Source organism: Methanothrix sp. (assembly GCF_016706325.1).
GTDB lineage: Archaea > Halobacteriota > Methanosarcinia > Methanotrichales > Methanotrichaceae > Methanothrix.
The window spans coordinates 1311070-1337111 of sequence record NZ_JADJJX010000001.1 but is presented as its reverse complement, the minus strand read 5'-3'; the positions used below and the strand labels follow the sequence as shown (position 1 = coordinate 1337111).

At 57.3% G+C, this 26042-nt stretch carries 27 protein-coding genes and 4 tRNA genes; 9 read left to right on the top strand and 22 right to left on the bottom strand.

Annotated elements, in window-relative coordinates; all coding sequences use genetic code 11:
- A complete protein-coding gene (locus tag IPI63_RS07040; RefSeq protein WP_292477617.1) occupies positions 1-801 on the bottom strand; it encodes a class I SAM-dependent methyltransferase family protein in 801 nt (266 codons plus the stop codon).
- 13 nt (positions 802-814) lie between these two features.
- Complete coding sequence (locus tag IPI63_RS07035) at positions 815-1711, bottom strand: DUF72 domain-containing protein (protein ID WP_292477616.1); 897 nt, start codon at positions 1709-1711, stop codon at positions 815-817.
- Positions 1712-1817: 106 nt separating this feature from the next.
- On the opposite strand from IPI63_RS07035, the gene IPI63_RS07030 reads away from it, so the two are divergent.
- Positions 1818-2252, top strand: a complete 435-nt coding sequence (locus IPI63_RS07030; RefSeq protein ID WP_214065706.1) for a PaaI family thioesterase — start codon at positions 1818-1820, stop codon at positions 2250-2252.
- A gap of 12 nt (positions 2253-2264) precedes the next feature.
- Here the strand turns inward: IPI63_RS07030 and IPI63_RS07025 are convergent, their stop codons facing one another.
- The 5 genes from IPI63_RS07025 to IPI63_RS07005 form a co-directional block, all read right to left on the bottom strand.
- Positions 2265-2477, bottom strand: coding sequence for a DUF1922 domain-containing protein (locus tag IPI63_RS07025; protein ID WP_292477615.1), 213 nt, complete (start codon positions 2475-2477; stop codon positions 2265-2267).
- Positions 2478-2492: 15 nt separating this feature from the next.
- Entirely contained in the window at positions 2493-2876 is a 384-nt protein-coding gene (locus IPI63_RS07020; RefSeq protein WP_292477614.1) for a 30S ribosomal protein S8e, read from the bottom strand.
- 78 nt (positions 2877-2954) lie between these two features.
- The gene (locus IPI63_RS07015; protein WP_292477613.1) at positions 2955-4502 is read right to left on the bottom strand and encodes a tRNA uridine(34) 5-carboxymethylaminomethyl modification radical SAM/GNAT enzyme Elp3; all 1548 of its coding nucleotides are present in this window, start codon (positions 4500-4502) and stop codon (positions 2955-2957) included.
- A complete protein-coding gene (locus IPI63_RS07010) occupies positions 4490-5005 on the bottom strand; it encodes a nitroreductase family protein (RefSeq protein ID WP_214065709.1) in 516 nt (171 codons plus the stop codon). Before IPI63_RS07010 ends, IPI63_RS07015 begins: the two co-directional genes overlap by 13 nt.
- A 49-nt stretch (positions 5006-5054) precedes the next feature.
- A complete protein-coding gene (locus IPI63_RS07005) occupies positions 5055-5996 on the bottom strand; it encodes a UDP-2,3-diacylglucosamine diphosphatase (protein WP_214065710.1) in 942 nt (313 codons plus the stop codon).
- A 209-nt stretch (positions 5997-6205) separates the two neighbouring features.
- On the opposite strand from IPI63_RS07005, the gene hisG reads away from it, so the two are divergent.
- A complete protein-coding gene (hisG, locus tag IPI63_RS07000; RefSeq protein ID WP_292477612.1) occupies positions 6206-7078 on the top strand; it encodes an ATP phosphoribosyltransferase in 873 nt (290 codons plus the stop codon).
- A gap of 13 nt (positions 7079-7091) precedes the next feature.
- On the opposite strand, the gene IPI63_RS06995 is transcribed toward hisG, so the two are convergent.
- A tRNA-Arg gene (locus tag IPI63_RS06995) sits at positions 7092-7166 on the bottom strand.
- Positions 7167-7271: 105 nt separating this feature from the next.
- Entirely contained in the window at positions 7272-8756 is a 1485-nt protein-coding gene (locus IPI63_RS06990; protein ID WP_214065712.1) for a pentapeptide repeat-containing protein, read from the bottom strand.
- A gap of 52 nt (positions 8757-8808) precedes the next feature.
- On the opposite strand from IPI63_RS06990, the gene IPI63_RS06985 reads away from it, so the two are divergent.
- From IPI63_RS06985 to IPI63_RS06970, 4 genes are all read left to right on the top strand, one after another.
- The gene (locus IPI63_RS06985) at positions 8809-9030 is read left to right on the top strand and encodes a hypothetical protein (protein ID WP_292477611.1); all 222 of its coding nucleotides are present in this window, start codon (positions 8809-8811) and stop codon (positions 9028-9030) included.
- A complete protein-coding gene (locus IPI63_RS06980) occupies positions 8984-9754 on the top strand; it encodes a radical SAM protein (protein ID WP_366850895.1) in 771 nt (256 codons plus the stop codon). The genes IPI63_RS06985 and IPI63_RS06980 overlap by 47 nt, the downstream gene beginning before the upstream one ends.
- Before the next feature lie 71 nt (positions 9755-9825).
- Positions 9826-10071 carry a hypothetical protein gene (locus IPI63_RS06975; RefSeq protein WP_292477610.1) on the top strand — a complete coding sequence of 82 codons (246 nt, stop codon included), beginning with the start codon at positions 9826-9828 and terminating at the stop codon, positions 10069-10071.
- Positions 10072-10095: 24 nt separating this feature from the next.
- On the top strand, positions 10096-10488 hold the full coding sequence (locus IPI63_RS06970) for a response regulator (RefSeq protein ID WP_214065715.1): 393 nt from the start codon (positions 10096-10098) through the stop codon (positions 10486-10488).
- Here the strand turns inward: IPI63_RS06970 and IPI63_RS06965 are convergent.
- From IPI63_RS06965 to glnA, 5 genes are all read right to left on the bottom strand, one after another.
- Positions 10474-11328: a deoxyribonuclease IV gene (locus tag IPI63_RS06965; protein ID WP_292477609.1), complete on the bottom strand. Its 855-nt coding sequence runs from the start codon at positions 11326-11328 to the stop codon at positions 10474-10476. The two genes, IPI63_RS06970 and IPI63_RS06965, sit on opposite strands and share 15 nt — an antisense overlap.
- A gap of 278 nt (positions 11329-11606) precedes the next feature.
- On the bottom strand, positions 11607-11915 hold the full coding sequence (locus IPI63_RS06960) for a hypothetical protein (RefSeq protein ID WP_214064666.1): 309 nt from the start codon (positions 11913-11915) through the stop codon (positions 11607-11609).
- A 65-nt stretch (positions 11916-11980) separates the two neighbouring features.
- Positions 11981-12184 (bottom strand) — tRNA-Trp (locus tag IPI63_RS06955).
- Between the two features lie 11 nt (positions 12185-12195).
- Positions 12196-12269, bottom strand: a tRNA-Lys gene (locus IPI63_RS06950).
- Positions 12270-12409: 140 nt separating this feature from the next.
- Positions 12410-13735: a type I glutamate--ammonia ligase gene (glnA, locus tag IPI63_RS06945; protein WP_214080292.1), complete on the bottom strand. Its 1326-nt coding sequence runs from the start codon at positions 13733-13735 to the stop codon at positions 12410-12412.
- A 297-nt stretch (positions 13736-14032) separates the two neighbouring features.
- On the opposite strand from glnA, the gene purD reads away from it, so the two are divergent.
- Complete coding sequence (gene purD, locus IPI63_RS06940) at positions 14033-15163, top strand: phosphoribosylamine--glycine ligase (RefSeq protein WP_366850893.1); 1131 nt, start codon at positions 14033-14035, stop codon at positions 15161-15163.
- 32 nt (positions 15164-15195) lie between these two features.
- A complete protein-coding gene (locus IPI63_RS06935) occupies positions 15196-16170 on the top strand; it encodes a bifunctional N(6)-L-threonylcarbamoyladenine synthase/serine/threonine protein kinase (protein ID WP_214080291.1) in 975 nt (324 codons plus the stop codon).
- 20 nt (positions 16171-16190) lie between these two features.
- On the opposite strand, the gene IPI63_RS06930 is transcribed toward IPI63_RS06935, so the two are convergent.
- The 5 genes from IPI63_RS06930 to IPI63_RS06910 all read right to left on the bottom strand — a co-directional run bounded on the left by IPI63_RS06930 (position 16191) and on the right by IPI63_RS06910 (position 21232).
- Positions 16191-16880, bottom strand: a complete 690-nt coding sequence (locus IPI63_RS06930; RefSeq protein WP_292477607.1) for a hypothetical protein — start codon at positions 16878-16880, stop codon at positions 16191-16193.
- A gap of 130 nt (positions 16881-17010) precedes the next feature.
- The gene (locus tag IPI63_RS06925; RefSeq protein WP_292477605.1) at positions 17011-17601 is read right to left on the bottom strand and encodes a hypothetical protein; all 591 of its coding nucleotides are present in this window, start codon (positions 17599-17601) and stop codon (positions 17011-17013) included.
- A 157-nt stretch (positions 17602-17758) separates the two neighbouring features.
- On the bottom strand, positions 17759-19147 hold the full coding sequence (locus IPI63_RS06920) for a hypothetical protein (RefSeq protein WP_292477604.1): 1389 nt from the start codon (positions 19145-19147) through the stop codon (positions 17759-17761).
- A gap of 79 nt (positions 19148-19226) precedes the next feature.
- Positions 19227-20894, bottom strand: a complete 1668-nt coding sequence (locus IPI63_RS06915; protein ID WP_292477603.1) for an NAD+ synthase — start codon at positions 20892-20894, stop codon at positions 19227-19229.
- Positions 20891-21232, bottom strand: coding sequence for a hypothetical protein (locus IPI63_RS06910; protein ID WP_214064600.1), 342 nt, complete (start codon positions 21230-21232; stop codon positions 20891-20893). The genes IPI63_RS06915 and IPI63_RS06910 overlap by 4 nt, the downstream gene beginning before the upstream one ends.
- A 505-nt stretch (positions 21233-21737) precedes the next feature.
- On the opposite strand from IPI63_RS06910, the gene IPI63_RS06905 reads away from it, so the two are divergent.
- Positions 21738-22385: a MarC family protein gene (locus IPI63_RS06905; protein WP_214064602.1), complete on the top strand. Its 648-nt coding sequence runs from the start codon at positions 21738-21740 to the stop codon at positions 22383-22385.
- A 79-nt stretch (positions 22386-22464) separates the two neighbouring features.
- On the opposite strand, the gene IPI63_RS06900 is transcribed toward IPI63_RS06905, so the two are convergent.
- The 3 genes from IPI63_RS06900 to IPI63_RS06890 all read right to left on the bottom strand — a co-directional run bounded on the left by IPI63_RS06900 (position 22465) and on the right by IPI63_RS06890 (position 26002).
- Complete coding sequence (locus tag IPI63_RS06900) at positions 22465-25140, bottom strand: DNA-directed DNA polymerase (protein ID WP_292477600.1); 2676 nt, start codon at positions 25138-25140, stop codon at positions 22465-22467.
- Between the two features lie 84 nt (positions 25141-25224).
- Positions 25225-25776, bottom strand: a complete 552-nt coding sequence (locus IPI63_RS06895) for a TATA-box-binding protein (protein WP_214065851.1) — start codon at positions 25774-25776, stop codon at positions 25225-25227.
- Positions 25777-25913: 137 nt separating this feature from the next.
- Positions 25914-26002: transfer RNA gene (locus tag IPI63_RS06890), tRNA-Thr, on the bottom strand.
- Between the last annotated feature and the right edge of the window lie 40 nt (positions 26003-26042).

Sequence of the window (26042 nt, the reverse complement as noted above, 5' to 3'; positions counted from 1 at the left end):
TCAGATCTTCTGCAGATCAAGGGCCCAGCGGCTGACATTTGGGGCCACATTTCCACAACGCCGGCATAGCAGCAGCTTCCAGCCCAGATCTTGATAGCTTCTCACCAGCCCCTCGATCTCCGGGGCCTTCTTGAAGGTATAAAAATGGACCACTCCCCCCTTCTTCAGCATCCCCGGCAAAGAGTCCACAATTCTGTCCATTCCATAGGGGGTGGGAACAACTGCCCGGTCAAAGCTCCTCTTCAGCAGGATAGCAGCCCCGAAGGCATCGGCATTGATGACTGCGACCCTCTCATCCACCCCGTTCTCGCGGGCGTTCCTTGCCAGCCAATAGCAAGCATTTGGGCTCTTCTCCAGGGCCACCACCCTCGCCCCCCTGGCGGCAGGGGGGATGGCAAAGGGCCCCACCCCGGCGAATAGGACCAGCACCTCCTCCCCCGCCCTCACCTCCCCAGCCACCCTCATCCTCTCGTGGCCCAGATGGCTGTTGAAAAAGACCCCTTGCACATCCAGATGATAGCGGAAGCCATACTCTTTGTGAATGGTAGTCGAGCTGCCTCTGCCCGCCAAAAGCTCCAGGCGGGGGATCCTCCTCTCCCCCTGCAGAGGGGAGGCCTTGTTGAAGACGGTGTGAACATTCCCGCACTGCTCCAGGAGGGCTATGGCAATCTCCCTTCTGTAGCCCTCCAGCTCAGGGTGAAGGGAGAGGATGGCGATATCTCCTATCACATGAAAGCGGCGGGAGAGATGCACAAGCCTCTCCTCGGGCACAACCCCCCTCAGCCTCTCTTTCAGACCCATCCATTGCCACCCCCTAAAAGCAGCCCAGGGTGAACTGATCCTGTGGCCGGATCTCCTTGGGCTGATGGGGGATCTGCAGGAGATCCATGTGCTGCAGAGCATTCTTTGCCGCCTTGGAGCGGGCGTGGTTATTGAAATAGATCCTGATCATCTGCTCATTCAGCTCCATCTCCCTGATCCTGGGAACCCAGGGCTCAAGCTCCTGGAGGGAGTAGAGATAGTCGTAACGGTTCAGGCGGAGATCATCCTCCCCCCTCTCCCTCTCGCCCCGATACCAGATATCATAGTTGCGCCCGTGGAAGCGAATGTAGGCGTGGCCCGGACCCTCCGCCCAGCGGATATGGGGCCCGGGGCCGTCGATCAGTGCCAAAGCGATGCTTCTTTGCCGGAGGATCTCTGCTGCTTGTGGGTCGATCATATCCCCCACCCCGTCCCGCCAGGAAGGATGGCGGAACTCCACAGCATAATCGTAATCAAGAGATGACAGGGATTCCAGGACAGCTTCAAGAGTCCTCAAATTGGACTCATCTTTGGAAAAGAAGGGGGAGAGCTGCAGGAGCACTGAGCCCAGCAGCCCGGCCTGGGCCAAAGGCTCAATGCAGCCTCTCTCGAAGGCTGCTGCCCCCCGGATGGCGCCATCCCTCTCCCCCCGCACCATATGCTCATGGGTCACCTGCTGGGGCATCTTCAAAGAGTACTGGAAATCCCTCAGCTCTGAGCCCTTTCGCACCCAGGAGGCGACCTGCAGCTCGCCAGGAGGGCGATAGAAGGTGCTGTTGATCTCCACAGTGGAAAAATAGCGGGCGTAGTATGCCAGCCACTCCCCCCTCCTCCGGGCCAGCTCCCGTGGGTAGAAGCTGCCCACCCAGTCCTCATAAGACCAGCCACTGCAGCCGATGAGAATGCTCAATATCCCTCCGACTCTAGCATACTCCAGGATTTCTTGAATTCAACAGCAAAAATCACCCCACCAGCTATATAAGTGTCGTTTTTCCAGGGTTTATGAGGTCGATGAGATGAGCTATCTGGAGAACATCCGGATCCGGGGCAGGGATGCCAATCCGTTCTTCCGTTTGATGGACATAGAGCTGGGCCCTTATGGCGGCGGGGAGGCAGTGCTGTTCATGCCCGTCCGCCCGGATATGCTGAATGGGGCGGGGTGGCTGCAGGGGGGGCTTTATTCTGCCCTGTGCGATGAGGCCATGGCCCTGGCCCTCTTCACTGTTCTTGAAGAGGGGGAGAGCATAGCCACCATATCAGAGAGCACCAGCTTTTTGCAGGGAATCAGGAGAGGGAACCTCGCCGCCCGGGCCGAGGTGGTCAAGAGGGGCAGAGCTGTGGCCTTTGTCCAGGGGAAGGTGACAGAGAGAGATGGCGGCACCCCTCTCTCCAGCACCCAGGCCTCATTTGCTATCATCCCCCGAAGAGAAGACCGCTCTGGCGGGGAATAAGCTCCCAGAGCACTAGAGCTTAGCCTGTCTGAAGCCGGTCATTCCGGACTCGCCCAGCTGCAGCCTTCTCACCATCTCCCCTGCAATGCGGGCATCAGGGGCGGTGGCCAGAATCCTCGCCTTGCTCAGGGTCGTCCTCTTTCCGCAGGGGCAGGTTCTGCTCTTGGCATCATCAGGAGAGTAAAGATGCCGCCCGCAGCTACAGCGGAAGACCACGAACATCATGATAAAAATGTGCTCTCACTGGGAGGGGAGCAGCACGGCATTGACGACGCCATCCTGGCCCGGCCGGTTGGTTATCCTGGCGTCCCCGATCTCAGTCTTGATGACAGCCCCTTTGGTGAGGATGCTCCTTCTCATGTAGTGCAGATTGGCCTGGTTCTCCTTTGCCGTCTCGATCTTGACCATCTTGGTCATGCCGGTTACGGGATCGGCAACGGCCGCCATATTGCCCCGCAGCATTCTGATCTTCTTCTTCCCGCCCCGGGTCTGGACCCTCTTGATCCTCGATTCGCCGATGGTGGTATCGCTCTGCTCTCTTCCGATCTCGAACTTCCTCTTGCCCCGGGCCAAAATCAGCTTTCCGCCCGTGGGCTTCCTTCCCATCTTGCCTTGCCAACGCATATCTTCATTCCTCAGATCGCAGAGGGTCTTCAGGGCACTGAATTTAAATGTTGTGGTAAATCCAGCCTCTCTGGCATTCTACGCCAGCCTCTTTCTCATATAGGGTCCACTGAGCTCGTAGCCCAGCCGGCGGTAGTAGCCCCGCGCCCCTATGCCGCTGGTAACCTCGATCTGGGGGTAACCCTCCTCCCGGGCCAGCCTCTCCCCCTCCTCCAACAGCCGGGCTCCATATCCCCGGTGCTGCCAGCCCTCCTTCCTGCTGCCGATGGGAACCAGAGGGCCGTAGACATGCAGCTCTCTCACCCGGGCAGATCTGCTCAGGCGCAGGCGGAGGAATCCCAGCAGGACATCCTCCTCGCTCTCAAAGGAGAGGAAGTGCTCCCTTCCCCCGGAGGCGGTATAGGACTCATGCACCAGCCTGGGCTCAGCCTGGGCCACTCCTCTCAACCCCGCCTCCCGGCAGCGAATGCACTGGCAGCTCCCTCCCCTCTCCTCCAGCCTCTGCCGGGCCAGTTGGCGCAGATTGGACCTTCTCACCCCGGCCACAATCAGAGGGGAGGGGATGTCCCTTTGCACCCTCTGCAGCCGGACATAGCGGGGGAGGATCTCCTTGATCCTCGATACCAGCTCAGCGGCATCATCGTCCCCCAGGGGAGAGTACTCCCCCCTCTGGTACTGGCAGAAGAGCTCCGTTCCATCGATGACCAGGGTGGGATAGATCTTGAGGTAGTCAGGGCGAAAGCGGTGATCTGAGAAGAGCCTCCTGAATATCGCCAGATCATTCTCTTGGCTGGAGCCGGGAAGGCCGGGCATCATATGAAATCCCACCTTCAGGCCCGCCTCCCGCAATAGGCGGCTGGCATGGGCGGCATCCTCGACTGTATGCCCCCTCTTCATCCTCACCAGGATATCATCATCCAGGCTCTGCACCCCTAACTCCACCTTGGTCCCTCCTAAGCGCAGCATCCCCTCGATATCCTGAGGGCGGCACCAGTCCGGTCTGGTCTCAAAGGTGGTGCCGATATTCCGCACAGAAGAGCTCTCATTTGCCCGTGCCACATCCTCGAAGGACTGCCAGCCAGAGCACCCCAGTCTGGCGGGAAAGTCGTTCATGGCCTGCAGGCAGCGCTTGACAAACCAGTTCTGATATCCCAGGGGGCGGGAGGTCATCGTCCCCCCCATGATGATCAGCTCCGACTTATCCAGAGGGTGGCCGATCTCATCCAACTGGGCCAGCCTGGCCATCACCTGATCATAGGGATCAAAGCTGTGCTGCCCGGCTCGAAGAGCTGCCGGCTCTCTGCCGGTGTAGCTTTGGGGAGAGAGGTTTGCAATCCCCCCCGGGCAGGGAACGCAGGTCCCGTGTGGACAGCGGGCAGGAGAGGTCATGGCGGCGATGACTGCCACCCCGGAGAGGGTTCGGGTCGGCTTTCTGATCAGCATCTTCAGAGCCTCCCTCTCCCCCGCCCTCGCCTGGCCCAGGATATCGGCATTGCTGGGCAGAGAGGGCAGGCCGAGCTGAGATGAGAGATCCCTCTTGGCCCTCTCTAAAGCGGCCTCATCTCTTATCGCCCCTGCCAGGATCGCCTCTACAATGCTGCGCAGCCCGGCGGCTAGTCTATCCAACGGACATCCCCAGCGCGTCTCGGGCGCTCCGGCCGGGCAGGGCTCTCCGCCGGCCAGCCCAATGAGAGTATGGCCACGGGCAGGACGCCGTCCTCCAAAGTGAGTGCTTCGCGCACTAGATCATCATCGAACGCCCCGTTCCAGCAGCCTCCCAGGCCGGCATCATGGGCGGCCAGGAGAAGGCACATGGCAGCAGCATCAGCATCCTGGATGGCATACAGGCTGCCCCGGCTGCCATAGCGGATGCTGGAGGCGGCGACATCTGCACAGATCACAATGAGAAGGGGAGCCGATTCGATATGCTCCTGGCTGTAGGCGGCCATGGCCAAAATTCTCTTCATATTCTCATTGCTCACCAGGATATACCTTCTGGCAGAGAGGTTCCCTGCTGAAGGGGCTGTCTGGGCGGCATCGATCAGGGATGCTGCCAGATCCTTGGGAATGGGGCGGGGCTGATACCTTCGGATCGACCTCCTGCTCCTCAGGACATCTATGAGATTCATCGATTACAAAAGCAGACCACTACGATAATAACCTTCTCACCCCCTCAATTCAGAGAAGTTCGCATAGATAGACAGGCTCTCTTCTGCCAAGCTGTCTCAGGGCCAGGCCATCATCGTTCAGAATGATGTATGTATCGGGAAGCTCGATCCGAGAGCTCTTTCCCGGCTCGCGGGTGAAGCTTCCCGCATTCACCGCCAGCGGGCCACCCCTCCTCTGGAAGATCCCCGCCCGGTGGGTATCGCCGTAGATGAAGCAGTCGACTTCACCCAGGTTTCTGTCGCGAATGAACCTCATTATGGCCTCATACTGCATCTGCACTGAGGCGAGGCGCTGATCATGAAAGACCCCGCAGGTCAGCCTCTTGAGCAGACTGGAGGCCTTCCAGATCCGCTCCTCAAAGGAGACCATCTCACCGATGTATGATGAGCGGTAGATGCTCTCATAGACATAGGCCATCATCATCTCCAGGTCTGCGGGGAGGATCTCCTCCCCATAAAGTTGGCGAATCCCCCCCACCATCTGCATAGTGAAGGTCTGGATGCCATCCAGGTGGTGGCCATGGGTGAAGAGCACTCTGCGATGGGAGCAGCGGACCTGGTAGGTGGGATAGAGCATATCGATGTTCAGGCCGTTTATGGTCTGGCGCCAGCGCAAAGAGGGCGAGTATACCGGGAAGAGATCTCCCCGCGCCACCCTCTCCATGAAATCGGACTCCTGCTTCTGCACCACTAAATGGTGGTCATGGTTTCCCACCACATAGTGGATCTTCAGATCCTCCTCTTTCAGCCTATTCAGAAGGGGGACTGATTCTCGCAGAGCACATTCAGGCCGCACCCTCCAGAAGTCGAATATATCTCCCAACAGGATGACCTCGTCGCATCCGCCCCCAAACTCCAGTATCTCTCCCATCAACTGATCGACCCTGGCCGGATCGCTGAGCGTAGATGAATTCAGCCCAAAGTGCGTATCCGAGATTATAACCGCTGACATGATCTCTGCTACCCCTTTGCCAGTGTTTATTACGGTAGTTATTTATAAATATTGTGAAGGTCGGCGGCGGATCCGAGGCCGCGGGGATGCAATGAGATCGAGCAAGAGAGACTGCTTGCATGATCGGCCAATGAAATCAGTTATAAAGCGAGAGGGGCTTTCAGATTGGGCATAAGACAAAAATACGAAGCCTCAGAGGAGATCAAGCAATGATTGATATCGCCATTCCCAAGGGCAGCCTGCAAAACCAGACCCTGCAGCTGTTTGAGCAGGCTGGACTGGAGGTCAAGAGGACGGAGCGGGAGTACAATGCCCGCATAGATGACCCGCGTATAGGTAAGGTGAAGATCCTCCGCCCCCAGGAGATTCCGGGATATGTGGCCAAGGGCTACTTCGACCTGGGGATCTCTGGCACAGATTGGGTTATGGAGTCCGGCGCCATTGTGACCAAGGTCGCAGATCTCAACTACGGCAAACAGGGGCCGGGAGTGGTAAAGCTGGTGGTGGCCGTTCCGGAGAGCCTGGAGATAAGCTCTGCCCGCATGATAAAGCCCGGCAGCAGAGTGGCCACGGAGTATCCCAATCTCACCCAGTCCTACTTCTCCAACCTGGGAATTCCAGTGGAGATCCAGTTCTCCTTTGGGGCCACTGAGGCCAAGGTTCCTGAGTTGACCGATGTGGTGGTGGATCTCACTGAGACCGGCTCCACCCTGAGGAAGAATGGCCTGAAGATCATCGATGTCATGCTGGAGTCGACATCAGAGCTGATAGCCAATAAGAAGAGCTTTGCCGATAAGAAGAAGCACGATGACATCACCGCCGTCCAGACCCTTCTCCTGGCGGTGATGAGGGCAAGGGGAAAGGTCCTCTTGAAGATGAACGTGCCAGAAGCTGCTCTGGACGCCGTCATATCCATGCTGCCCAGCATGAAGAGGCCCACCCTCTCCAAGCTCTACAATACCGATTACTATGCCATAGAGACAGTGGTGGACCGCTCCCAGGTCAATCTGCTCATCCCCCAACTGAAAAAAACGGGTGCTGAGGATATACTGGAGCTGGCGATATCCAAGATCGTGCCCTGATGGGAAAAGCAAGCGGGCGCGGAGGGATTCGAACCCCCGATCTACAGCTTAGGAGGCTGCCGCCTTATCCTGACTAGGCCACGCGCCCTTGTTTTGGACTCTCCCCGTTTAACCAGCAGATATATCAACCTTTCCGGATCGGTCTGCTGGCCGAACGGTGGCGGCCAGGATCAGGAGATAAGCCGGCCCTCCTTCAGCGGATCAGCACCCCGCTCAGGACGACCACGAACAGGCCCAGGAAGAACCATCCAAGGATCCCCTCTGCCATGGCCAGATGGCGGTAGACCCCTACGGGATAGGTGTTGACGGGCGCTTGAGAGGTGGTGAACATGGCAATGGAGAAGTAGAGGGCATCGGTGAAAGAGACCCTGGATGTGGGCTTCAGGCTGGTATCGCCGGGAAGCTCCATCCCCACAATCTCGAACTTGTTCATGCCCTTTCCCGCCCAGAATACCACTCCGAAGAAGAGAATGGTAAAGAGGCACCAAAAGGAGGTGTAGCTCACCCGGACCCCATAGCCGCAGGAGAGCCAGGAGATCAGATCGGAGATCTTTCCCCAGCCCCAGGGTGCCTGGTCCTGCCCTATTCTGCGGTACTGATAGTAGCAGTCGTCGGAATCATCAAACCACTCCAGGCTCTTGTAGTTCTTGACCAGGGCCAGATAGGCAGCCCCGTTGTAGACCAGCCGATCCTTGAGCATCCCCCATCTCACCTCCAGCTTGGTGAAATCGGAGTTGTTGAGGTTGATCCTGGAGCCCCCCATAAAGCTCACATTGTCCAGGCGCAGGTTATAGAGCCTGGAGTCCTCCATGTTCAGATCACGATCGAAGCGAGCATTGATGAAGTAGGCCAGATCGGTGAACCGCACCCCTCCGAAGTAGGCTGTGCTGTTGAAATAGACATTGGTGAAATCGGCCAGCCCGCCGAAGCTGGAGAGGCCGAAGGTGCTCCCCGAGGAGAAGCTTGCCCCCCGGAAGACCACACTGCCAAGGAATCTGGTGGCGGCAAAGGCCGCATTGCCCTGAAACCGGGCATCCAGGAATGTGGTATGACCGCCGAACTGGGTCTCCAGAAAGCTCACATTCACAAAGCTGGCATCAGCGAAGGAGGCCAGCCGCTGGAACTGAGCGAAATCGAAGTCCACATCCCGGGCGAAGCTGCTGTTGAGGAAGACGGCATCTCCGGCGAACTGGCTGTTCCCGAAGCTGGCGTCCTCAGCGAATTGGGCGCTGAAGAATGAGGCCTGCCCTCCGAAATAGGCGTTGCGAAGATCTGCCTGGCCCTGGAAGGCGGCCCCAGCCAATCTCGCCCCCCCTAAAAACCGGCAGCCAGCAAAGTTTGCGTTATCCTGAAAGAGGCTTCCCTGCAGGTCGAGTGGCTGATCGAAGCTCGCCCCGGCAAAGCTGACCGGCCCGGTGAAGATGCTATTGGTGATCTTCACCGGCTGCGGCAGCGGCCCCTGCAGCTCTGCCAGGTCCAATGAGCCGGCAACGGTTACATTGTCATATCTCACCGGCTCGCCGATCATCAACTGAGAGAAGATGTCCTCAGCTGCTACGATCTCCTGTTCTGGCGATGCATGGACTGGCGATGCATGACCTGCCGCCGGCTCTGCCGCTGATGTCGCGAAGGAGAGGAGCATTACGAGGAGCAATGTCCAGGGGGATACTTCGAGCACTGGATAAGGATTGAGCCGTCAGGGATTTATGACTTTGTATGGCAGGAATATCATGCGAGATACTATGGCAGAGAAGACCCTCGCCCGCCAGGGCTACCACCTGGTGGGCTCAGGTGCAGTCAAGCCCTGCCTCTGGCTGAACCGCTCCCTCCGGGGGGGCGATCAGTGCTACAAACATCACTTCTATGGCATAGCCAGCCACCGCTGTGTGCAGATGACCCCCCACACTGGAGTGCAATCACCTCTGCCTGCACTGCTGGAGGCCGATAGATGATCCAGTACCGGGAAGGAAAGCCACTGAGCCGGCAGAGCTTCTGGAGGGGATACTGCAAGGCCAGCAGAGGTTTATATCCGGATATGGAGGCTCTGCAACCACCGATCCCGAGCGCCTGGCTGAGGCGCGCGATCCGAAGCATATGGCCATATCCCTGATGGGCGAGCCCACCCTCTATCCCTATCTGAAGGAGTTCATCGATTTAGTCATGAAGCGGGGCATGACCACATTTCTGGTCAGCAATGCCACCCGCCCCGAGGTTCTGGCGGAGCTGAGGCCCACCCAGCTCTATCTCAGCCTCAATGCTCCAAATGAAGAGAAGTACCGCCAGGTATGCAATCCCTCACAGGAGCTCTGGCCAAAGGTCCTGCAATCCCTGCAGCTCTTGAAGGAGCGCCGGTGCCGCAGCGTTATCCGCATGACCCTGGCCCGGGGCCTTAACATGGATGGTATCGAGGATTATGCCCGGCTGATAGGGGATGCTGAGCCTGATTTCGTCGAGCTGAAGGCCTACATGCACCTTGGCCGCTCCCGTGCCCGTCTGGAGAGGGCAGCCATGCCCCAGCATTCAGAGATCATGGCCCTGGCCCATTCCCTGGGCGAGCTCTTGGGCTACCGCCTGGAGGCAGAGGTGCCCCTGAGCAGAGTGGCTCTCCTCAGCCGGGAGAGCAGCCCCAGGTTCATTGAGATGGAGCTTCAGCCGGATGATGAAGAGAGATTCTGAGCGGCGCGAGATATGAGGGAGGATGATATTCATCGGTGGAGATGATGCCTCGGCTGGAGGAGGCGACTGAGATGGCAGGAGGAATTTTATATTCACTGCTGCCTAAACCAATAGCTGTAGACGATATTCAAATTCAATATTTATTTGAATCACAAAAAATTAAGCAGCTGGGAGGGGCCGATTTATCATTCGGATTTGGGCCGCCGGCCGGGCCAGCCTGCTGCCAGAGAGGCTCACTTTTGGCTTTCAGTGGGAAAACTATTTTTGCGGGTAGTTCAATCATGGATCAGGGGCTCAGTTCAACAGGAGAGCGTTGATGATCAAGGGCCAGGGGTAAATCAATGGGTCGCAAACTGAAGATCGTACTGGTGGAGGATAATGCTGAGGACATCGCATACACCAGGCGGGTCCTGAAGCACAATGATCTGATAAGAGATCTCATCGTGGCCACCGATGGCAAAGGGGCACTGGCTGCCCTTCAGAAGATCAAGAGAGATGATCCCGCTGATCTCATCCTCCTGGACCTGCTCCTGCCCGATATCAGCGGCATTGATCTGCTCACCCTGATCAAGAAGGACGAGAGATTGAAAGATATACCCGTGGTCATTCTCACCGGCTCGAATGAGGATCAGGATATCCAGAAGAGCTATGATCTGGGGGCGAGCAGTTACCTGGTCAAGCCCGTATCCAATGAGGCTCTGATGCTGGTCATAGAGAGGCTATTTGATATCTGAAGCAAGCGCCCTGATCACCTCCAGGTTTCCTGAATCATCGCGGCGGGAGTCCTCTGGCGTTTCCAGTATCATTGCCCTCTCTCGCAGGAGGGGGTGGCAGACGATCGAGCGGAAACCCTCCAGGCCGATCTGTCCCAGGCCGATGTGCTCATGCCGGTCAAGATGTGAGCCCAGGCCACCCCGGCAATCATTCAGATGGACCAGCTTGAGCCTCTCTGGATCTATACAGCCCTCAAACTCCCCCAAGGTCCTCTCCAGAGCCTGAGGGGTGCGAATATCATATCCGGCAGCAAAGAGGTGGCAGGTGTCCAGGCACACCCCCAGCCTCCTGGACTGGCGGGGGAGGGACTCGATGATGGAGGCGATATCTTCGAAGGTGCTCCCCATGCTGTTTCTCGTCCCGGGGCTGTTCTCCAGGAGGATCAGCACCTCGCTGCCTGAATCGATGATCGCCTTCTGCAGGGCCTCGGCGATCCTCTCCCTGCCACTTCTCCTTCCAGCGCCCAGATTGCTTCCCAGGTGAACCACCAGATATGGTATGCCTAGAAGCTGGCAGCGCAGCAGTTCATCGGTCAGGGCCTCTACCGAGCGGGAGTAGACCTCCTCCCTTGGGGAGGCGAGGTTGGGAAGGTAGGGCATATGAGATACGACAGTCTCCAGGCCGCAGCCCTTGAGCCGGATGGAGAAGAGACGGGCTGTCTCCGCGGAAATGGGCCTGGATCTCCAGCTGCGAGGATTGGTGGTGAATATCTGAAAGGCCTGGCAGCCCTTCCTATGCGCTCTGTCCACTGCCCTCTCCAGGCCGCCGGCAACTGAGACATGCACACCCAATTGAAGCATAGATCCAGGAGGGGTGGCAAGACGGATCAAGTTTGCCCAGGGAAAAATTGATCATGGGAGAGGACTGAGAGTTGAAACCAGACTGCAGCGCCGATGATGATCAATCTGCTCTGAAAAAATGATGAGCCCTATGAGTCCTGAGGCGTGATGAGTCCTTAAGGGCGATGAGTGCTGAGATGATGAGGTCTTGGAGACAATGAGACACTAGGGACGATGAGACACTAAGGATGATGGGACACTAAGGATGATGAGGCCTATGATTTTGAGGCATACAACTCTCATGCGGCCTTATGAGCCTGGGCCCAATGGCTGATGTTGTCGATGAGATTGAACTCCAGGATCTTCTTTGTATCATAAAGCATATCCGAGACTTCATTGATGAGGAAAGGCCTCATCAGGCCGTTCCTGTCGACCACCTCGATCTTCTCATCCGGAAGAGCCCGTCCCAGTTCCCGCATCAGAACCGCCAGGTCAGAGCATGCCTTTTTGAGATACCTTATTGAATAATCAGATGTGGCCGGCCTGTCGCTGAGGTTTCGGTTGACCTCTTTAATGGACCAGCAAATGGTGAGAATATACCCGTACATATCGGCACCTTCCAGTTAGTTCATAGCAGAGATATTTAAACGCTGTGGAGAGGGCAAGAAAAAGGTGGGGCTGGTGAGATTCGAACTCACGATCGACGGGTATCTCCGATACTGAAGTCCTTACAGGGATTGCTCCTCCTGTAACAACCCATTTCAGTGCTCCAACGGATCATCAACGACCTCCCCGTCGAGAGGTCTCAGCAGACCCGTTGCTCATCATCAAATATACCGCTGGAGCCCATCGCCCTACCTGGCTAGGCCACAGCCCCGTTCTTTCAAGCGGGCCGAGAGGGATTTGAACCCCCGACCTAAAGGTTAAGAGCCTTTCGCTCTGCCTGACTAAGCTACCGGCCCGGACCCCCCAATGTCAATGCTAGATATATACATTTCGGATGAAGCAGTGGCATGAGAGGCACTGCATGCGGGCAGCATAAACCTTTTCTGGAGAGGAGAGCCCTGATCTGGGGGATCATTCGCCATGCAATTCAGATCCTTTAATAGGTGTTGATGTATCTCTCGATCTCCCAGGGGTGAACGAATTTATTGTACTGCTCCCACTCCAGCATGCCCAATCGCATGACATTCTGATAGACGTGCTCGCCCAGGGCCTCGCGTATCACCTTATCCTCCTCCAGACAGGCGAGAGCCTCCTTCAGATCGGTGGGCAGCGTCCTGATCCCCAGAGATTTCCTCTCAGCTGCTGTGAGATGGTATACATTCAGGTCCACTGGATCTCCCGGATCGATACCCCTCTTGATTCCGTCCAGGCCAGCGGCCAGGATGACAGCAAAGGTCAGATAGGGGTTGCAGCTCGGATCAGGGGAGCGGAACTCCACCCGGGTGGAGAGGCCCCGGCCGGAGGGAATGCGGATAAGAGAGGAGCGGTTCGGGCCGGACCAGGTTATATAGACAGGAGCCTCGAACCCGGATACCAACCGCTTATAGGAGTTGATCAGGGGATTGGCGATGGCGGTGATAGCGCCTGCATGCTCTATCAGGCCGCCCACAAAGAACCTGGCCAGATCGCTGATATTCAGACTGGTCTCTGGGTCATAGAAGGCATTCTCCAGCCCTCGGAAGAGGGAGATGTTGACATGCATTCCGCTGCCGGCGGCACCGAATACAGGCTTGGGCATGAACGTCGCCCTCAGGCCGTGGCGCATGGCGATGGTCTTGGTGACGTACTTGAATGTCACCACGTTATCGGCATTCTTGATGGCATCGCCATAGACGAAGTCTATCTCATGCTGCCCCCGAGCAGTCTCGTGATGGGAGGCCTCAATGGTGAAGCCCATCTTGATCAGAGCCCTGATGATCTCCCGGCGCACATCCTCTGCCAGGTCCACCGGGCCCAGGTCGAAGTAGCCCCCGAAGTCGTGTGGGATGGTGGCAGATCCGCCATTCTCCTTTTCAAAGAGGAAGAACTCCAGCTCCGGACCGACCTTCATCTTGAGGCCCATCTCCTCTGCCCTCTCCAACTGCCGGCAGAGCACCCGGCGGGGAGCACCCTCGAAGGGCAATCCATTGGGAAGATGCACATCACAGATCAGTCGAGCCTCATTGGCATCGTCCTTATTGCTCCAGGGCAGGAGGCTGAATGTGGAGAGATCGGGGCGGAGGACCATATCCGACTCCTGAATTCTGGCGAAGCCCTCAATGGATGATCCGTCAAAGGAAATGCCACTCTTCAAAGCCTTTCCCATCTGGGTGGCGGGAATGGCCACATTCTTCACTATCCCTGATATGTCAGTGAACTGCAAGCGGAGGAACTCGACGTTCTTCTCTCGAATGACTTTAAGCATCTTCTCTTGGGAATACATTCCGTTATCATCTCCTGCGCGACCTGCAAGATATTCTGCAACAGGCAGAGACTTGCGGGATGGGGCCAGAGCTGTACCTGGGCATCAACGATGGTGCGGGACTTGCTGCCTTTGCCTTAGCCTGTCATTTTATATAGCTAACTGATGAAAGAAGAGCCATCAGAATCGCCGCGCTGCCATAAATATCAGCCGGTCAAATATGCTTATCTAGGGTTAAAATCCTCAAATGGATCTGATGTCAGGCAAGAGAGTTCTTGTAGTGGATGCAGGAGGCAGAGGAAATGCCATAGCCCATAGATACTGGGACCAAAAAGGGAGGCAACCGTCCTGGAGAGCAGCAAATGCCAGACCAAGGATCTTCTCAAGAGGCTCAATGTCCCCATCCCCCCCTACCGGAACTTCAGCGACCCTCAAGAGGCAAAGGAGTATGCCCGGCAGCGTTGCGCAGAGGATCCGGGGATGGGATTGGTGATCAAGGCGGACGGCCTGGCAGCGGGAAAGGGCTCCATCCTCTGCGCAAACCAAGAGGAGGCAGACTCAGTCATCGAGCGCATCATGGTAAGCCCCAGGCCCTTCGGCCAGGCGGGGGACAGAATCGAAATCGAGGACCGGCTGGAGGGCAGGGAGCTGATGTTCTTCGCCCTGAGCGACGGCCGGACCGTCCGGGCGATGCAGTCCGCCCTGGACTACAAGCAGGCCTTCTCCCCGGATGAGGAGGTGGCCATCCGCCTCTTCAACCGTCTGGCAGGCAATCCCAATCAGGATAACAATCCCAATACCGGTGGCATGGGCGGGTTCTCTCCTCACCCCTGGCTGGATGAGGAGTTGACGGAGAGGATAATGAAAAAGATCGCTCTTCCCACACTCCGCGGCTTCAAGGAGATCTCCGGCCAGGAGTACAGAGGAGTGATCTACTTCGGGCTGATGATCTCAGAGGATCGGGAGCCTTCTGTCCTGGAGATCAATGTGAGGCTGGGGGACCCGGAGGCTGAGGTGATACTTCCCCGCCTGGAGACCGACTTCTACCAGCTCTCCAGGGCTGTAGTGGAGGGAAGGCTGGATGAGGTTCCTCTGCAGTGGTCGGACGACTTCTGCCTGGGGGTATGCGCCATATCCGGGCGGGTGGTAAAAACCCTCACCTCCACCGGCCCGGAGAGGCCCGGCTATCCTGGAGAGCATTATACCAATATGCCCATCAGAGGCTTGGAGAGGGTGGACCCGGAGGTCATAGTCTACCATAACGGCACCGCCTGGGGCACAGACTCTGCAGGCAACAGGAGGCTGTACACCACTGGTGGCCGGGTCTTCACCCTGGTCGCCCGGGGCAGGAGCCTGGCTCAGGCCAGGGCCAGGGCCTATGAGAACATCAAACGGGTCCGGTTCAATGGCATACGCTACAGGAAGGATATCGGCCTGGGATACATCTGAATGTCTGAATGATAAGGGGGGCAGGATAGAGAATGATCATATTCGGCCTGGAAGGGACCGCCTGGAACCTCAGTGCCGCTCTGGTGGATGAGTCCGGGGTGATCTATGAGAAGAGCGCCACCTATACCCCGGCGCGAGGAGGAATCCATCCCCGAGAGGCCTCCCAGCATCATGCCCAGCACATGAGGGCTGTGGTAGGAGATGTCCTCGGCCGGGCGCGGGAGATAGGCCTGGAGATAGAGGGGGTGGCCTTCTCCCAGGGGCCCGGCCTGGGGCCCTGCCTGCGCACTGTGGCCACTGCTGCACGAGCCCTCTCATTGCATTACAGGATTCCCCTGGTGGGCGTCAATCACTGCGTCGCTCATATCGAGGTGGGCAAATGGCAGTCGGGGGCCAGCGATCCCGTAGTGATATATGTGAGCGGCGCCAACACCCAGATCCTGGCCCTGCGCCAGGGCAGATACAGGATCTTCGGGGAGACCCTGGACATCAGCGTGGGGAATGCCATAGACAAATTTGCCCGCTCCGTCGGCCTGGCCCATCCCGGTGGCCCGAAGGTGGAGGAGCTGGCAAAGGGGGCGAAGAGCTACATCCCCCTGCCCTATACAGTCAAGGGCATGGACCTCTCCTTCTCTGGCCTGTCCACTGCTGCCACCGAGGCCGCAGGAAAGCATCCCCTGGAGGATGTCTGCTACAGCCTGCAGGAGACGGCCTTCGCCATGCTGGTGGAGGTGACGGAGAGGGCCATGGCCCATGCGGAGAAGAGGGAGGCCATGCTGGTGGGTGGGGTGGGGGCGAACGCCCGTCTGGGGGAGATGATGAGAATCATGTGCCATGAGAGAGGAGCAGAGTTCTTCCTCCCACCCCGCGCCTTCATGGGGGACAACGGCAGCATGATCGCCTACACAGGCCTCTTGATGCTCAAAGCCGGCATCTTTACCCCTCTGGAGCAGTCTCACGTTCGGCCCGGATACAGGACGGATGAGGTTCCTGTGACCTGGGCCTGATCACCGCCTCCATCTTCCGGTTACTGCCCGGCGGCCTGTGATCGTGATCGCCTGCTCTCCCCTCCTGGAGGATCCATGCTCAGCAGAACTGCATATCTGCCCTCATGCGGTGGGCGGTCGATCTCCAGCTCCCCCTGGCCGATGGTGCCCCCGGGGGAGGGGGATATGCTCAGATTGATCCTGCCCAGGATGGCTGAACGGTCCCCCAGCTGGAGGGATTCCGGGTCGGCCAGGTCGGCCTTCAGAAGGGTGGAGTTATCTGCTGCCGGGAGGATGAGGATATTTATGGCTGCATAATGGCTCCCCTCAAAGGCCAGGCTCCCCCGGTGCAGCTCGTCTCCTGCATTCTCCCTGATCTGTTCTCTGATCTCCTCCAGGCTTCTGTTGGAGGCCACCAGATTGCGAATCCGCTCGGGAGGCACGGAAAGGAGAACCTCAACCTTCAGTCGCAGGGCATGGGACTCGTCCCCCCGGAGGGCAAGACCATGCCCGCTGAAGAGCAGATCAACCGGCAGACCGAGGGGATGGCCTGGATTAGGATGGTGCATCCCGCCTCCAGCGCCCTCCGCACCCATCCTGCCGTTGCCCCCATCAGATCCATCCATATTGCCAAGACCTGACTGGCCCACACCTGCAAATCCAAAAGATATCAGGCCCGCCAGCAGCACTGCCAGTGCCGGATTGATAATCCTTCTGCCAACCTTGTTCATCGAGACTCGCCTGCCAAATGCTGATTAGACTCAATCCGATTTAAACATCTCCAGTGGGCAGGAAAAAAAGCATGAGCGGCAGATGATGATCTCTGCCATGCGCCACTTGGGGGTGGAAGCCAAAGGCCCGTCAGGCCACCAGGCGACGGTACTGCAAAGAGACCCAGTTGAAGATCCCCTCTTTGGCCTGCCTATCTCGAGCCTCCTCCACCAGCTCATTTAGAGTCATATTGCTCTGCGCCTCCATGCTCTTCTTCCACTGCTCCCGGAGCTCATTGATGGTCATACGGTCAAGCTCGTCCACCTTCTGATCATACAGATCCAGGATCTGATTGAGGCTCATCTCCCCCAGCTCCTCCAGACTGATCTCATCCATCAGCAAAAGAGGGGAAAAGCCACGCCCCAAGGTGCCAGACCAGCAATGCCGGCAGGATGAGGGGGGCGCGAAGGCCATCTGCGCCCCGCGCCCGGCCTTTCCGCAGAAGGGCATTCCCTCTTCCAAGGAGCAGTTAAGAGCATCGATCTCCCGCTCTTTTATCTCTTTCAAGGTCATGTTGCCCAGCTCCTCAGGGGTGACATTGAGGGGCGAATGGATCATCATCCCTCTTGCATGCATTCCCATTCCTCGATCCAAGGGCATGGATAATGCCCCAGCTATGAATAGACAGGAGACGGCAAGAGCAATCAGAGCCATCCTCCAGTCCCGTCCAATCGATCTCATCTGTACAATACCTCTTAAACCCATTTTTTGGAAGGATCTGCCTTCCTCCTTCCATTAAACCTCATCTCCTGAACGATAGAAAAAATAAGAGCAGAACGAACCATAAGGGAGAGGGATAAGAGCATGCTCCAGGCTCCGGGGCTGAAGAGCTAAAGGATCAGGAACGTTCCCTTTGGGATAAAAACCATTCAGAGAGTTCTATCATGTTTGTTCTCCCCCATTCCTTCTTGGTTACCAGGCGTCTCCTCTCCAAAGAGATCAGAATACCGGTCAGAGACGATTTAGGAGTTCTGGTCTCATATCTGATCTCTGCCTGCGTCATTCTCCCTCCGTTCTCGACCAGGGTGGTTATAACCGCCCTCTCTCTGGGGGTGAGGGTCTGAATGACCGCCTCCATCTCCCGGCTCAGCTCTATCTTCTTCAACCCCATATCCTCCGCCTCCGCCCGGTTCGCGCTCCCAGCAGCGCTCCCAGCAGCGGCTTGATCCGGGCCAGAGTCAGAATGGCTGCTGCTGCTGCCGTCCGCGGGGCTATCGGCGGAGGAGGAGAGAGAGGCGGTGGTGGGAAGGTGCCTGTCATCTGCGTCTGCCGGTACATGGGCGAGAGGGGAGAGGAGAGCACCAGTGCCCTCTTCTCCGGATGCAGCCGGATTGGATGGATCTGGATTGGATGAGTCTGGACTGACAGGGAGTCTGGCCCTCTCATCCCCAGCCGCCTCATCCCCATCCCTCTCATCACCAGACCCCTCATCACCAGCCTCAAAATGGCTCATAAGCGGGGAGGAAGAGATGATCCCATCGGCCTTCGGCTGCACATCCCTCTCCGGAGATGAGGAGCTGTCGGGCAGAGGGAATCTGTGCCTCCAGAGGATCATCCCCAGAGCGGATCCCATGGCCAGAATGAATGCTCCTGCCAAGAAGAGGATGAGATCAAGATCGATGCTGGAATCGCCCGGAGAAGGGCGGGGAGGAAGGGCGGAGGAGGGAATGGGGGCTGATCCATTGGCCAGAGGTTGCTGATATTGAATGGATATCCGGGGGTTCTGAACCTCATAGCCCTGCACATCCGCCACCAGAGAACCATTGAAGGCTGAGAGATGATACTGCAGGCCAGTAGAGCTGTTGATAGCTCCCAGGCGGATATCCCCGGGCAGATAAAAGGTGATCCTGCAGTCCTCGAAGGTGCCAGTGGCACCGAAGTTCAAAGTCCAAAGCTGGCCGGACTTTGCTGTCAGGCCGTCGGTGAGGGCATAAAGCCTGCCAGTATCGTTCTCATACTGGTACTCCGAGCCGGCAAGAGACTCAATGCCGGAGATGTTATCAGCATAGCCTGTCAGCAGGGCCTTTCCCGCAGGATCCAGATAGACATTGAGAATGAGGCTATCCTGTATGGGCGTACTCTCCATTCCCAGAGAGGGGGAGAAAAGGGAAGGGAAAAGGAGGGGAGAGAAAAGAAGAAGAGAGAGATAAATGCCAGCCAGCAGCATTCCGGCCTTGAAGGCGGCTGGCCTGCGCTGAGTACGTTTCCTGTCGATATCATCTCTCATAGCATGTACCATCTTCCGCCTGGATCTATTTAAAATCACTTTCTGCTCCGAGATCCTGCGCCACCATCCCCCCGTCGCTCTATGCCCCCCTCCCCTCCTCCCTCACCGCCCCTGACCGGCCGGTCCGGCAGGCCACAGGCATCCTCCAGCCCCTTCCAAAGCTGCTATCGATCACCTTCAGGCCGGGTGGAGCCTGAAGCCTCTTGAATTGAGCTTTTCCGATCAGGGAGATGACCTGGTCCACCACCGCCTCATCAAACCCGGCGGCAAGCAGATCCGCCCGCGACTGATGCTCATCGATATACCGCTTGAGGATCTCGTCCAGGACTGGATAAGGGGGGAGGCTATCCTGATCGGTCTGACCGGGGCGGAGCTCTGCTGAGGGGGGCTTGTCTATGATGCTTGGGGGAATGACAGATCTGCCGGTGGTGGTGTTGAGCCACTCAGCCATCCTGTAGACCATCCCCTTGGGCAGGTCGGAGATGACCGCTAGCCCGCCGGCCATATCGCCATAGATGGTGCAGTAGCCCACAGAGAGCTCTGAGCGGTTCCCGGTGGCAAGGAGAATGGAGCCGTATTTATTGGACAGGGCCATAAGAATGTTGGAGCGGATGCGGGCCTGGATGTTCTCCTCGGTGACATCCTTCGGCCGGCCGAGGAAATGATCTGCCAGCTCCCTCTCATAGGAATCCATGATGGCAGTGATGGGGATGGTGATCCTCTCGATTCTCAGGCCGTCCGCCAGGGCTATGGCATCATCGATGCTCCTCTGGCTGGTATAGGGCGAGGGCATGATAACCCCCAGGACGTTCTCCGGGCCCAGGGCAGAGGCGGCGATGGCTGCCACCAGGGCAGAGTCGATCCCTCCCGATAGGCCGAGAAGAGCCCGGAAGAAGCCGCACTTGCGTACATAATCCCTCGTCCCCAAGACCAGGCCCCTCCAGATCTCTGCCTCGGGGGTGAGATCGTCTCCGGCTATCCTTCCCCCTGGCCGGTCGAGATCTACAAGCAGGATATCCTCCTCAAAGCCACTCCCCCGGGCGGCCAACTTCCCTTTCGAGTCAAAAAAGCAGCTTCTGCCGTCGAATATCAGATCATCATTCCCTCCCACCTGGTTGATGTACAGCAGGGGAAGGCGGCACCTCCCGGCCAGGTCTGATAGCTGCTCTTGCCGGCGCAGCTGCCCCCCTGCTGTGAAGGGCGAGGCTGAGATGTTGATTATGGCTTCTGCTCCCTTCTCCTTGAGGGAGGGCAGGAGGCTGAAGCCAGCTGCGCTGCTCTTCTCTTTGTGCCCTGTCAGAGCCTCGCCTATGAGTATCCCAAAATGCATCCCTCCGATCTGCAGGATGCCGGGCTCATCTCCCGGCTGGAAGTAGCGCTCCTCCCGATAGAGATCGCTGCCAGTGAGAGTGCTCTTCTGAAAGGTATCTTCTACCCTGCCTCCCCGGATGAGGGCGGCGGAGTTGAAGGGAAGCCGGCCCCGGCCAGCGGGGTTGGGCTCGGCCAGGCCCACCAGGACGGGGGGGAGATCTGTCAGCTCCTCCGCCAGAGCGCCCAGTGCCTGCCAGCTCTGCTGCACAAATTCCTCATTCAAAAGCAGATCGCAGGGGGGATAGCCAGGCAGGGCAAGCTCAGAGGTGACGGCCAGATCGAATTTCGGTGCCCGGCGGACAGCACAGGCGATGAGATCCTTATTTCCGGCCAGATCTCCTACAATGGTGTTGAGCTGCAATAGGGCGACTCTCATTCTCCAGCATCTGCCTTCATCTGTGATATCACCTGGCCGGACCTCTCTGTGAAGGCCTCGGCAGCAGCATGAAGGGCAGCAACTGCATCCGCTGGCCCCTCATCCATATCGATGCTCACCAAGAGCATGGCATTGACATCAGTCGCTGTCATCCAGGCGATATCCGAGCAGCCTATGCCCTCGCCGATATTGTCCCTGACCGCCCCCAATAGGGCTTCCGTCGCTGCCACAATCCTCTCTGCCTCAATCTGGGCGGGTATGATGATCTGCACCCCGGTCTCCAGATGAATCAGGCCCATGCCCGGGCCGATGCTGGACCTTGCCTTAGTATCGCTCATGAGAGGATGATATACACTGCAGGGGTTTATTAATTCCCGCTGTAAAGGAGCTTTATCCGGCACTGCCCGGCAGAGCTGGAGAGAGCTTATCATGACACGCCTGCCACGGCATATGCCAGCCTCGCCTCGCTTTGAGGGGCAAAGCTCATGCCAGAAGGCTGCATGGGAGCAGGCCAGGCCCATAGAGCGAGGAGGGCTGAGGCACTCATCTATACCGGGAGCCGCTGGGAATCGAATAGGGGGTGGCGCAGACCGCCCATCCCCCTGCAGCCCTCCCCTGGATTGACGATGATATCGCTGTTTGCCGGGCTCATAAGGGGATGAATGCAAGCACAAATATCAAGAGAACGGATCCTCTTTCTGCTATGCCCTTCATGCCATCCAACTCATTTTTGGTATAAAACGCCATTTCTCAAGCCGAGGCATGAGATGATTTATTTAAAGGAGAGCTCCAGTGTTAGATATGAGACAGCCAGTTGAAGAAATAGCGAAAAGGGATAATTAAATGGAATCGGGCAATCACTTCCTCTACTTCGTGTACGTCTTCAGCTCTGTCTTTGTGATAGTCAATCCCATCGAGGCCAGCATGGTCTATGTCTCTCTGACTGCTGGCATGAACCCTCTGGAAAAGAGCCACATCTACAGGAGAGCCACTCTGGTCGCCTTCATCATCGCCATTCTCTTCGCCCTGGCAGGCGATCTGGTGCTGCGTCTCTTTGGGATCACCATCGACAGCCTCTCAGTGGCAGGAGGAATTCTCCTCTTCCTGGTGGCAATGGACATGCTCCGCGGGGTCCACCAGCAGAAGAAGGTCACTGATCTGGAGCTGAAGGATGCCAATCACAGGGAGGATATCTCCGTCTTTCCCCTGGCCACCCCCCTTCTGACCGGACCGGGTGCGATAACCACAGTGGTGGTGCTGATGGGATCGGCAGGAAGCATCGCTGAGAAGGCGATAGTCATCCTGGGAGTATCCCTAACCTATACTGCAACCCTTTTCGTCCTCAGGTTCTCCGATTACATCGACCGGGTGCTGGGCGTCACCGGGATAATGGTCTTGACCCGGGTGATGGGCCTGATCCTGGGAGCAGTGGCAGTGAACTTCGTGGCAGTGGGTGCATGGCACCTGTACCGATCAATGGCCGGGGGCTGAAGCGGATAGAAGAGGAACTCTGAGCGCCTGGAACTGGAATGGAATGATTGAAGGCAGCAATAACAAAGCCAGTGCAGCCCTAAAAGTCGAAGAGAGACTTCTGCTTCAAGGGCTTATTGCAGTGGCCAGAGAAGCTGAACAGGCTGCTCTGCGCCCGGCTGGAGCAGAGCCGGTCCTTACTCACCCCGAAGCTCTCCAGTATGCGCAGCACAGGCGGTAGAATCTGCTTTTCCACATAATACTCTGTATCCAGGGGGATGTTGTTCTCCAGGACATAGGCTGGATCCTCTGCCCGGTCCACGAACAGCCTCCTGTTCCTCCTCCCCCCTCTGCCCCGGGTGATCACAAAGGGCACTCTGTCCCCCACATTGGGCACCTTGCCCCCCCTCTCCCTCATCTTCTCCACCAGTTGTATGTGAGGCTGCTTGTTCTTGTACGAGCCCGTGCTCTTGGTGTACCTCCTGGTCAGGGTCAGCTCCTCCAGTATTCCCGGATCCTGGGATAGGTCCAGGTTCTGCAGCCTGAGCACCACCGATCTGATGTGCTCTACCGCCTCGTCCACCTTTCCCTCTCTGAGAACCAGATCCAGGCAGGTCTTGAGCGTTCCTGAGGTCAGCTCACACCAGTCTCGCCGCACAGTCTCCATCCCCCGCACCTTGATTCTATCCTGCCATCCCTCGCCCATCGGCTCGAAGATCCAGAGAGCATACCGCTTCTTGGCCAGGAATATGCCCCTCCGGGCGAAAGCCTCAAAGACCAGCTCCATTGGTTGGGGCAGGCTGGATGTGACCATCTGGGCGATCCTCTTGCCGATCAGCCCGGCATCATCGAGCGAGACCGGCTGGCTATGGGGAAGGAGACGGACGAAGACGCTATCAGTATCCCCATAGACCACACTGAGATCGAATCCCTTTTCCGTCTGTGCCCCCAGCACCAGCTCATCCTTGAAGACCGCCTGACCCTCCACTATATAGACCGATCCGATCTCATCGATGATCCTCTTCGTTCTCAGGATGTTCTCCCGGCCAAAGGAGGTGACTGCATTGGCCAGAGCCAGGCTGTATAGCCTCGCCCGGGCATAACCGGAATATCCATAGAAGCTGTTCAGCAGGATCTTCAATGCATACTGCTTGGCATCCAGGAATCGCCTCTCCTCTTCGCTTGCCTTCTTCATCAGCCCCTTGGTCTCTGTCCTCTGATCGAGCAGCTCTCTTAATACTGCGGGCATGATCCCCGGCGATACATCCGGGGATACGAACCTCCCGCCGGAGGGTGCTGTTATGATCTCGCCCTCTTCGGGGGAGTCGGCCAGCACCACTGTGGAGTAGCAGAGGTTATGAGCCATCATGATGGTGGGATAAAGGGACTTGTAGTCCAGTATGACCACATCCTCCACCAATCCCTTCTCAGGCACCAGCACTGCCCCTCCTTTAAGCTCCTCATTCTCCTCATAACGCTCTCCCGAGAGATCGGAATCGGGTTTGGGGGGTACTACCCTCGACGTCTCCCGGAAGCGGCGCAAGAGGAGGCTCTCCACCATCCCCGACTGGCCGCCATTGACTACATCCTGCAAGAGCGAGCCGCTGGCGCGGGAGAGGGCGATGTACTTGTTCATCAGCCGCAGGTCCAAAAGCAGACGGAGGGCGAGGAGGGCATCCCGGCGGGAGTAGCTTATAAACCGTCTCAGCCCCTCCCCATTGCCATCCTCCGCCCAGAGGGCCTCGATCTCCTGGGGGTTCACATCGTACTTCTCCAGTTGGAGAAGCTCTGCTGCCACATTCCTCAGAGTATACTGCTTCAGGCTGAATGAGGAGCGTATGATGGGCAATAGGTCTACCACCACCCGTCCGGTGATGGAGATATCGCTCCGGTTGACTATCTTTCTGATATACCAGGAACTGCCATCCCTTCCCACTTTGAAATCGAGCTGAAGATGTTTTGCCCTCTCCTGCAGATAGGGGAAATCGAACTCATTGGAGTTGTAGCCAGCGATGATATCGGGATTGTACTCCCTGATTATGGCTGCGAACTGAGCGAGCAGATCATACTCATCCCGACAGGCTCTGGTGTCCGGTCGGGGGCATTCGATCTCCTTTCCCACCAGCACCAGCTCTTTGTTGCCCTGAAACTCAGGCTCGAAGGCCATGCTGATCAATATCACTGGAGATCTCTCTGCCTTGGGCATTGCTCCGTGGTCGGGCAGGCACTCGATATCAAAGCTCATCAGGCGCAGGGGTGCATTGGCCTCGTTCTCCACTGGCCGGATGGAGGCTACACCCACTGGGGGCAGGCTTCTTCCCCCGGGCACCGAGCCAGAATTCTGGTCCAGCGTCCACTCCGGCACATCCACCTCGACCCATCTCATTCCACCAAGAGATCTGTCGATCAGAAATCTGTTCTTGAAGAGGATGTCCGTCTCGTAGACCGCCCGGATGTCTGGATGAGAGCGCACCTTCTCCCTTAGGCCTCTCACCTCCTTGGGGTCAGTGGTGGTGATGCAGAGCATCCTCTCGGGCTGCCTCTGATAACCTATGGGCTCGAAGCGCTCTATCTCCTCCACCTCCAGGCCCATTGCCCTCAGGCCTTCTATGGCACTCTCCAGGCAGCCCTCCTCTGCTCTGGCATAAAAATAGGGCCGGAATCCCGCTACCCTGATGGTGACGCTCTGCCCGTCGGCCGTGGTGCCGAATAGCTGCACCAGGGGCTCTCTGCCGGCATCATAGGCATAGTTAACATCCAGGATCTGGAAGATCATCGCTTATAACTGGGAACTTTCCCATATATATCTAATTATCATGGTCGGGAGGATGAAAAGGGGAATGGCGGTTCAATATGAGGGCTAAAGCAGCCCCATATTCTCCAGCTGCTCCCTTACGATCTTCACTCCCTCTTCGCACTCCTCTGGCGACTTGCCACCAGTGACCACCAGCTTACCGGAGCTGAATATGAGCACCACCACCTTTGGAGCCTTGATCCTGTAGACCAGGCCGGGAAACTGCTCTGGCTCGTACTCGATGTTCTCCAGACCCAGGCCGAGGGCGATGGCATTCAGGTTCAGGTCGGTCTTCAGATCGGCAGATGCCACAATATTCTGAACGTGGATCTCAGGCTCCAGATCGATATTCTCGAAGCCGATGGACTTGAGGGTCTGGGCCATATTGGTTATCACTGTGCGGACGTCCTCAACGTTCTTGGCCCCGGTGCATACCACCTTTCCAGAGGTGAATATCAGAAAAGCAGCTCTGGGGGATTTCACCCGGTATACCAGGCCCGGAAACTTCTCCTTATTGTATTCCGCGCCCTCCAGCTCGGCCTCGATCTTATGAAGATCAAACACCTCTGCCAGCTTGGTGGATGCCACCACGTTCTCTATATTTATTGTGGACTCCATACTCAAGTATCTCCATTCTATACCTTACAGGCTGGTGGTATATATACATGAGTATTTAAGATATATAAACTGCTTATAAGCTGGTTATATACCACTTATAAACTGCCATCAATGGGGCAGGATTCTTAAAAATAGAAAGCCGCCGATGGGATTCGAACCCATGGACTGCTGATCTTTCGGACTGTCTTACGAATCAGCCGCTTTAACCGGGCTAAGCCACGGCGGCTCCTGGGACTCCTCTAACAGGGGCATATGCAGATAAAAGA

What these genes read in the sequence shown, in the direction of transcription:
- IPI63_RS06915 (WP_292477603.1), bottom strand. Translation starts at nt 20,894, where the DNA reads ATGAGAGTCGCCCTATTGCAGCTCAACACCATTGTAGGAGATCTGGCC.
- IPI63_RS06905 (WP_214064602.1), top strand. Translation starts at nt 21,738, where the DNA reads ATGGAATCGGGCAATCACTTCCTCTACTTCGTGTACGTCTTCAGCTCT.
- IPI63_RS06900 (WP_292477600.1), bottom strand. Translation starts at nt 25,140, where the DNA reads ATGATCTTCCAGATCCTGGATGTTAACTATGCCTATGATGCCGGCAGA.
- IPI63_RS07040 (WP_292477617.1), bottom strand. Translation starts at nt 801, where the DNA reads ATGGGTCTGAAAGAGAGGCTGAGGGGGGTTGTGCCCGAGGAGAGGCTT.
- IPI63_RS07030 (WP_214065706.1), top strand. Translation starts at nt 1,818, where the DNA reads ATGAGCTATCTGGAGAACATCCGGATCCGGGGCAGGGATGCCAATCCG.
- IPI63_RS06910 (WP_214064600.1), bottom strand. Translation starts at nt 21,232, where the DNA reads ATGAGCGATACTAAGGCAAGGTCCAGCATCGGCCCGGGCATGGGCCTG.
- IPI63_RS06925 (WP_292477605.1), bottom strand. Translation starts at nt 17,601, where the DNA reads ATGAGATCGATTGGACGGGACTGGAGGATGGCTCTGATTGCTCTTGCC.
- IPI63_RS07020 (WP_292477614.1), bottom strand. Translation starts at nt 2,876, where the DNA reads ATGCGTTGGCAAGGCAAGATGGGAAGGAAGCCCACGGGCGGAAAGCTG.
- IPI63_RS06930 (WP_292477607.1), bottom strand. Translation starts at nt 16,880, where the DNA reads ATGAACAAGGTTGGCAGAAGGATTATCAATCCGGCACTGGCAGTGCTG.
- IPI63_RS07005 (WP_214065710.1), bottom strand. Translation starts at nt 5,996, where the DNA reads ATGTCAGCGGTTATAATCTCGGATACGCACTTTGGGCTGAATTCATCT.
- hisG (WP_292477612.1), top strand. Translation starts at nt 6,206, where the DNA reads ATGATTGATATCGCCATTCCCAAGGGCAGCCTGCAAAACCAGACCCTG.
- IPI63_RS06970 (WP_214065715.1), top strand. Translation starts at nt 10,096, where the DNA reads ATGGGTCGCAAACTGAAGATCGTACTGGTGGAGGATAATGCTGAGGAC.
- glnA (WP_214080292.1), bottom strand. Translation starts at nt 13,735, where the DNA reads ATGTATTCCCAAGAGAAGATGCTTAAAGTCATTCGAGAGAAGAACGTC.
- IPI63_RS06960 (WP_214064666.1), bottom strand. Translation starts at nt 11,915, where the DNA reads ATGTACGGGTATATTCTCACCATTTGCTGGTCCATTAAAGAGGTCAAC.
- IPI63_RS06965 (WP_292477609.1), bottom strand. Translation starts at nt 11,328, where the DNA reads ATGCTTCAATTGGGTGTGCATGTCTCAGTTGCCGGCGGCCTGGAGAGG.
- IPI63_RS06985 (WP_292477611.1), top strand. Translation starts at nt 8,809, where the DNA reads ATGCGAGATACTATGGCAGAGAAGACCCTCGCCCGCCAGGGCTACCAC.
- IPI63_RS07025 (WP_292477615.1), bottom strand. Translation starts at nt 2,477, where the DNA reads ATGATGTTCGTGGTCTTCCGCTGTAGCTGCGGGCGGCATCTTTACTCT.
- IPI63_RS06895 (WP_214065851.1), bottom strand. Translation starts at nt 25,776, where the DNA reads ATGGAGTCCACAATAAATATAGAGAACGTGGTGGCATCCACCAAGCTG.
- IPI63_RS06935 (WP_214080291.1), top strand. Translation starts at nt 15,196, where the DNA reads ATGATCATATTCGGCCTGGAAGGGACCGCCTGGAACCTCAGTGCCGCT.
- IPI63_RS06920 (WP_292477604.1), bottom strand. Translation starts at nt 19,147, where the DNA reads ATGAGAGATGATATCGACAGGAAACGTACTCAGCGCAGGCCAGCCGCC.
- IPI63_RS06975 (WP_292477610.1), top strand. Translation starts at nt 9,826, where the DNA reads ATGGCAGGAGGAATTTTATATTCACTGCTGCCTAAACCAATAGCTGTA.
- IPI63_RS07010 (WP_214065709.1), bottom strand. Translation starts at nt 5,005, where the DNA reads ATGAATCTCATAGATGTCCTGAGGAGCAGGAGGTCGATCCGAAGGTAT.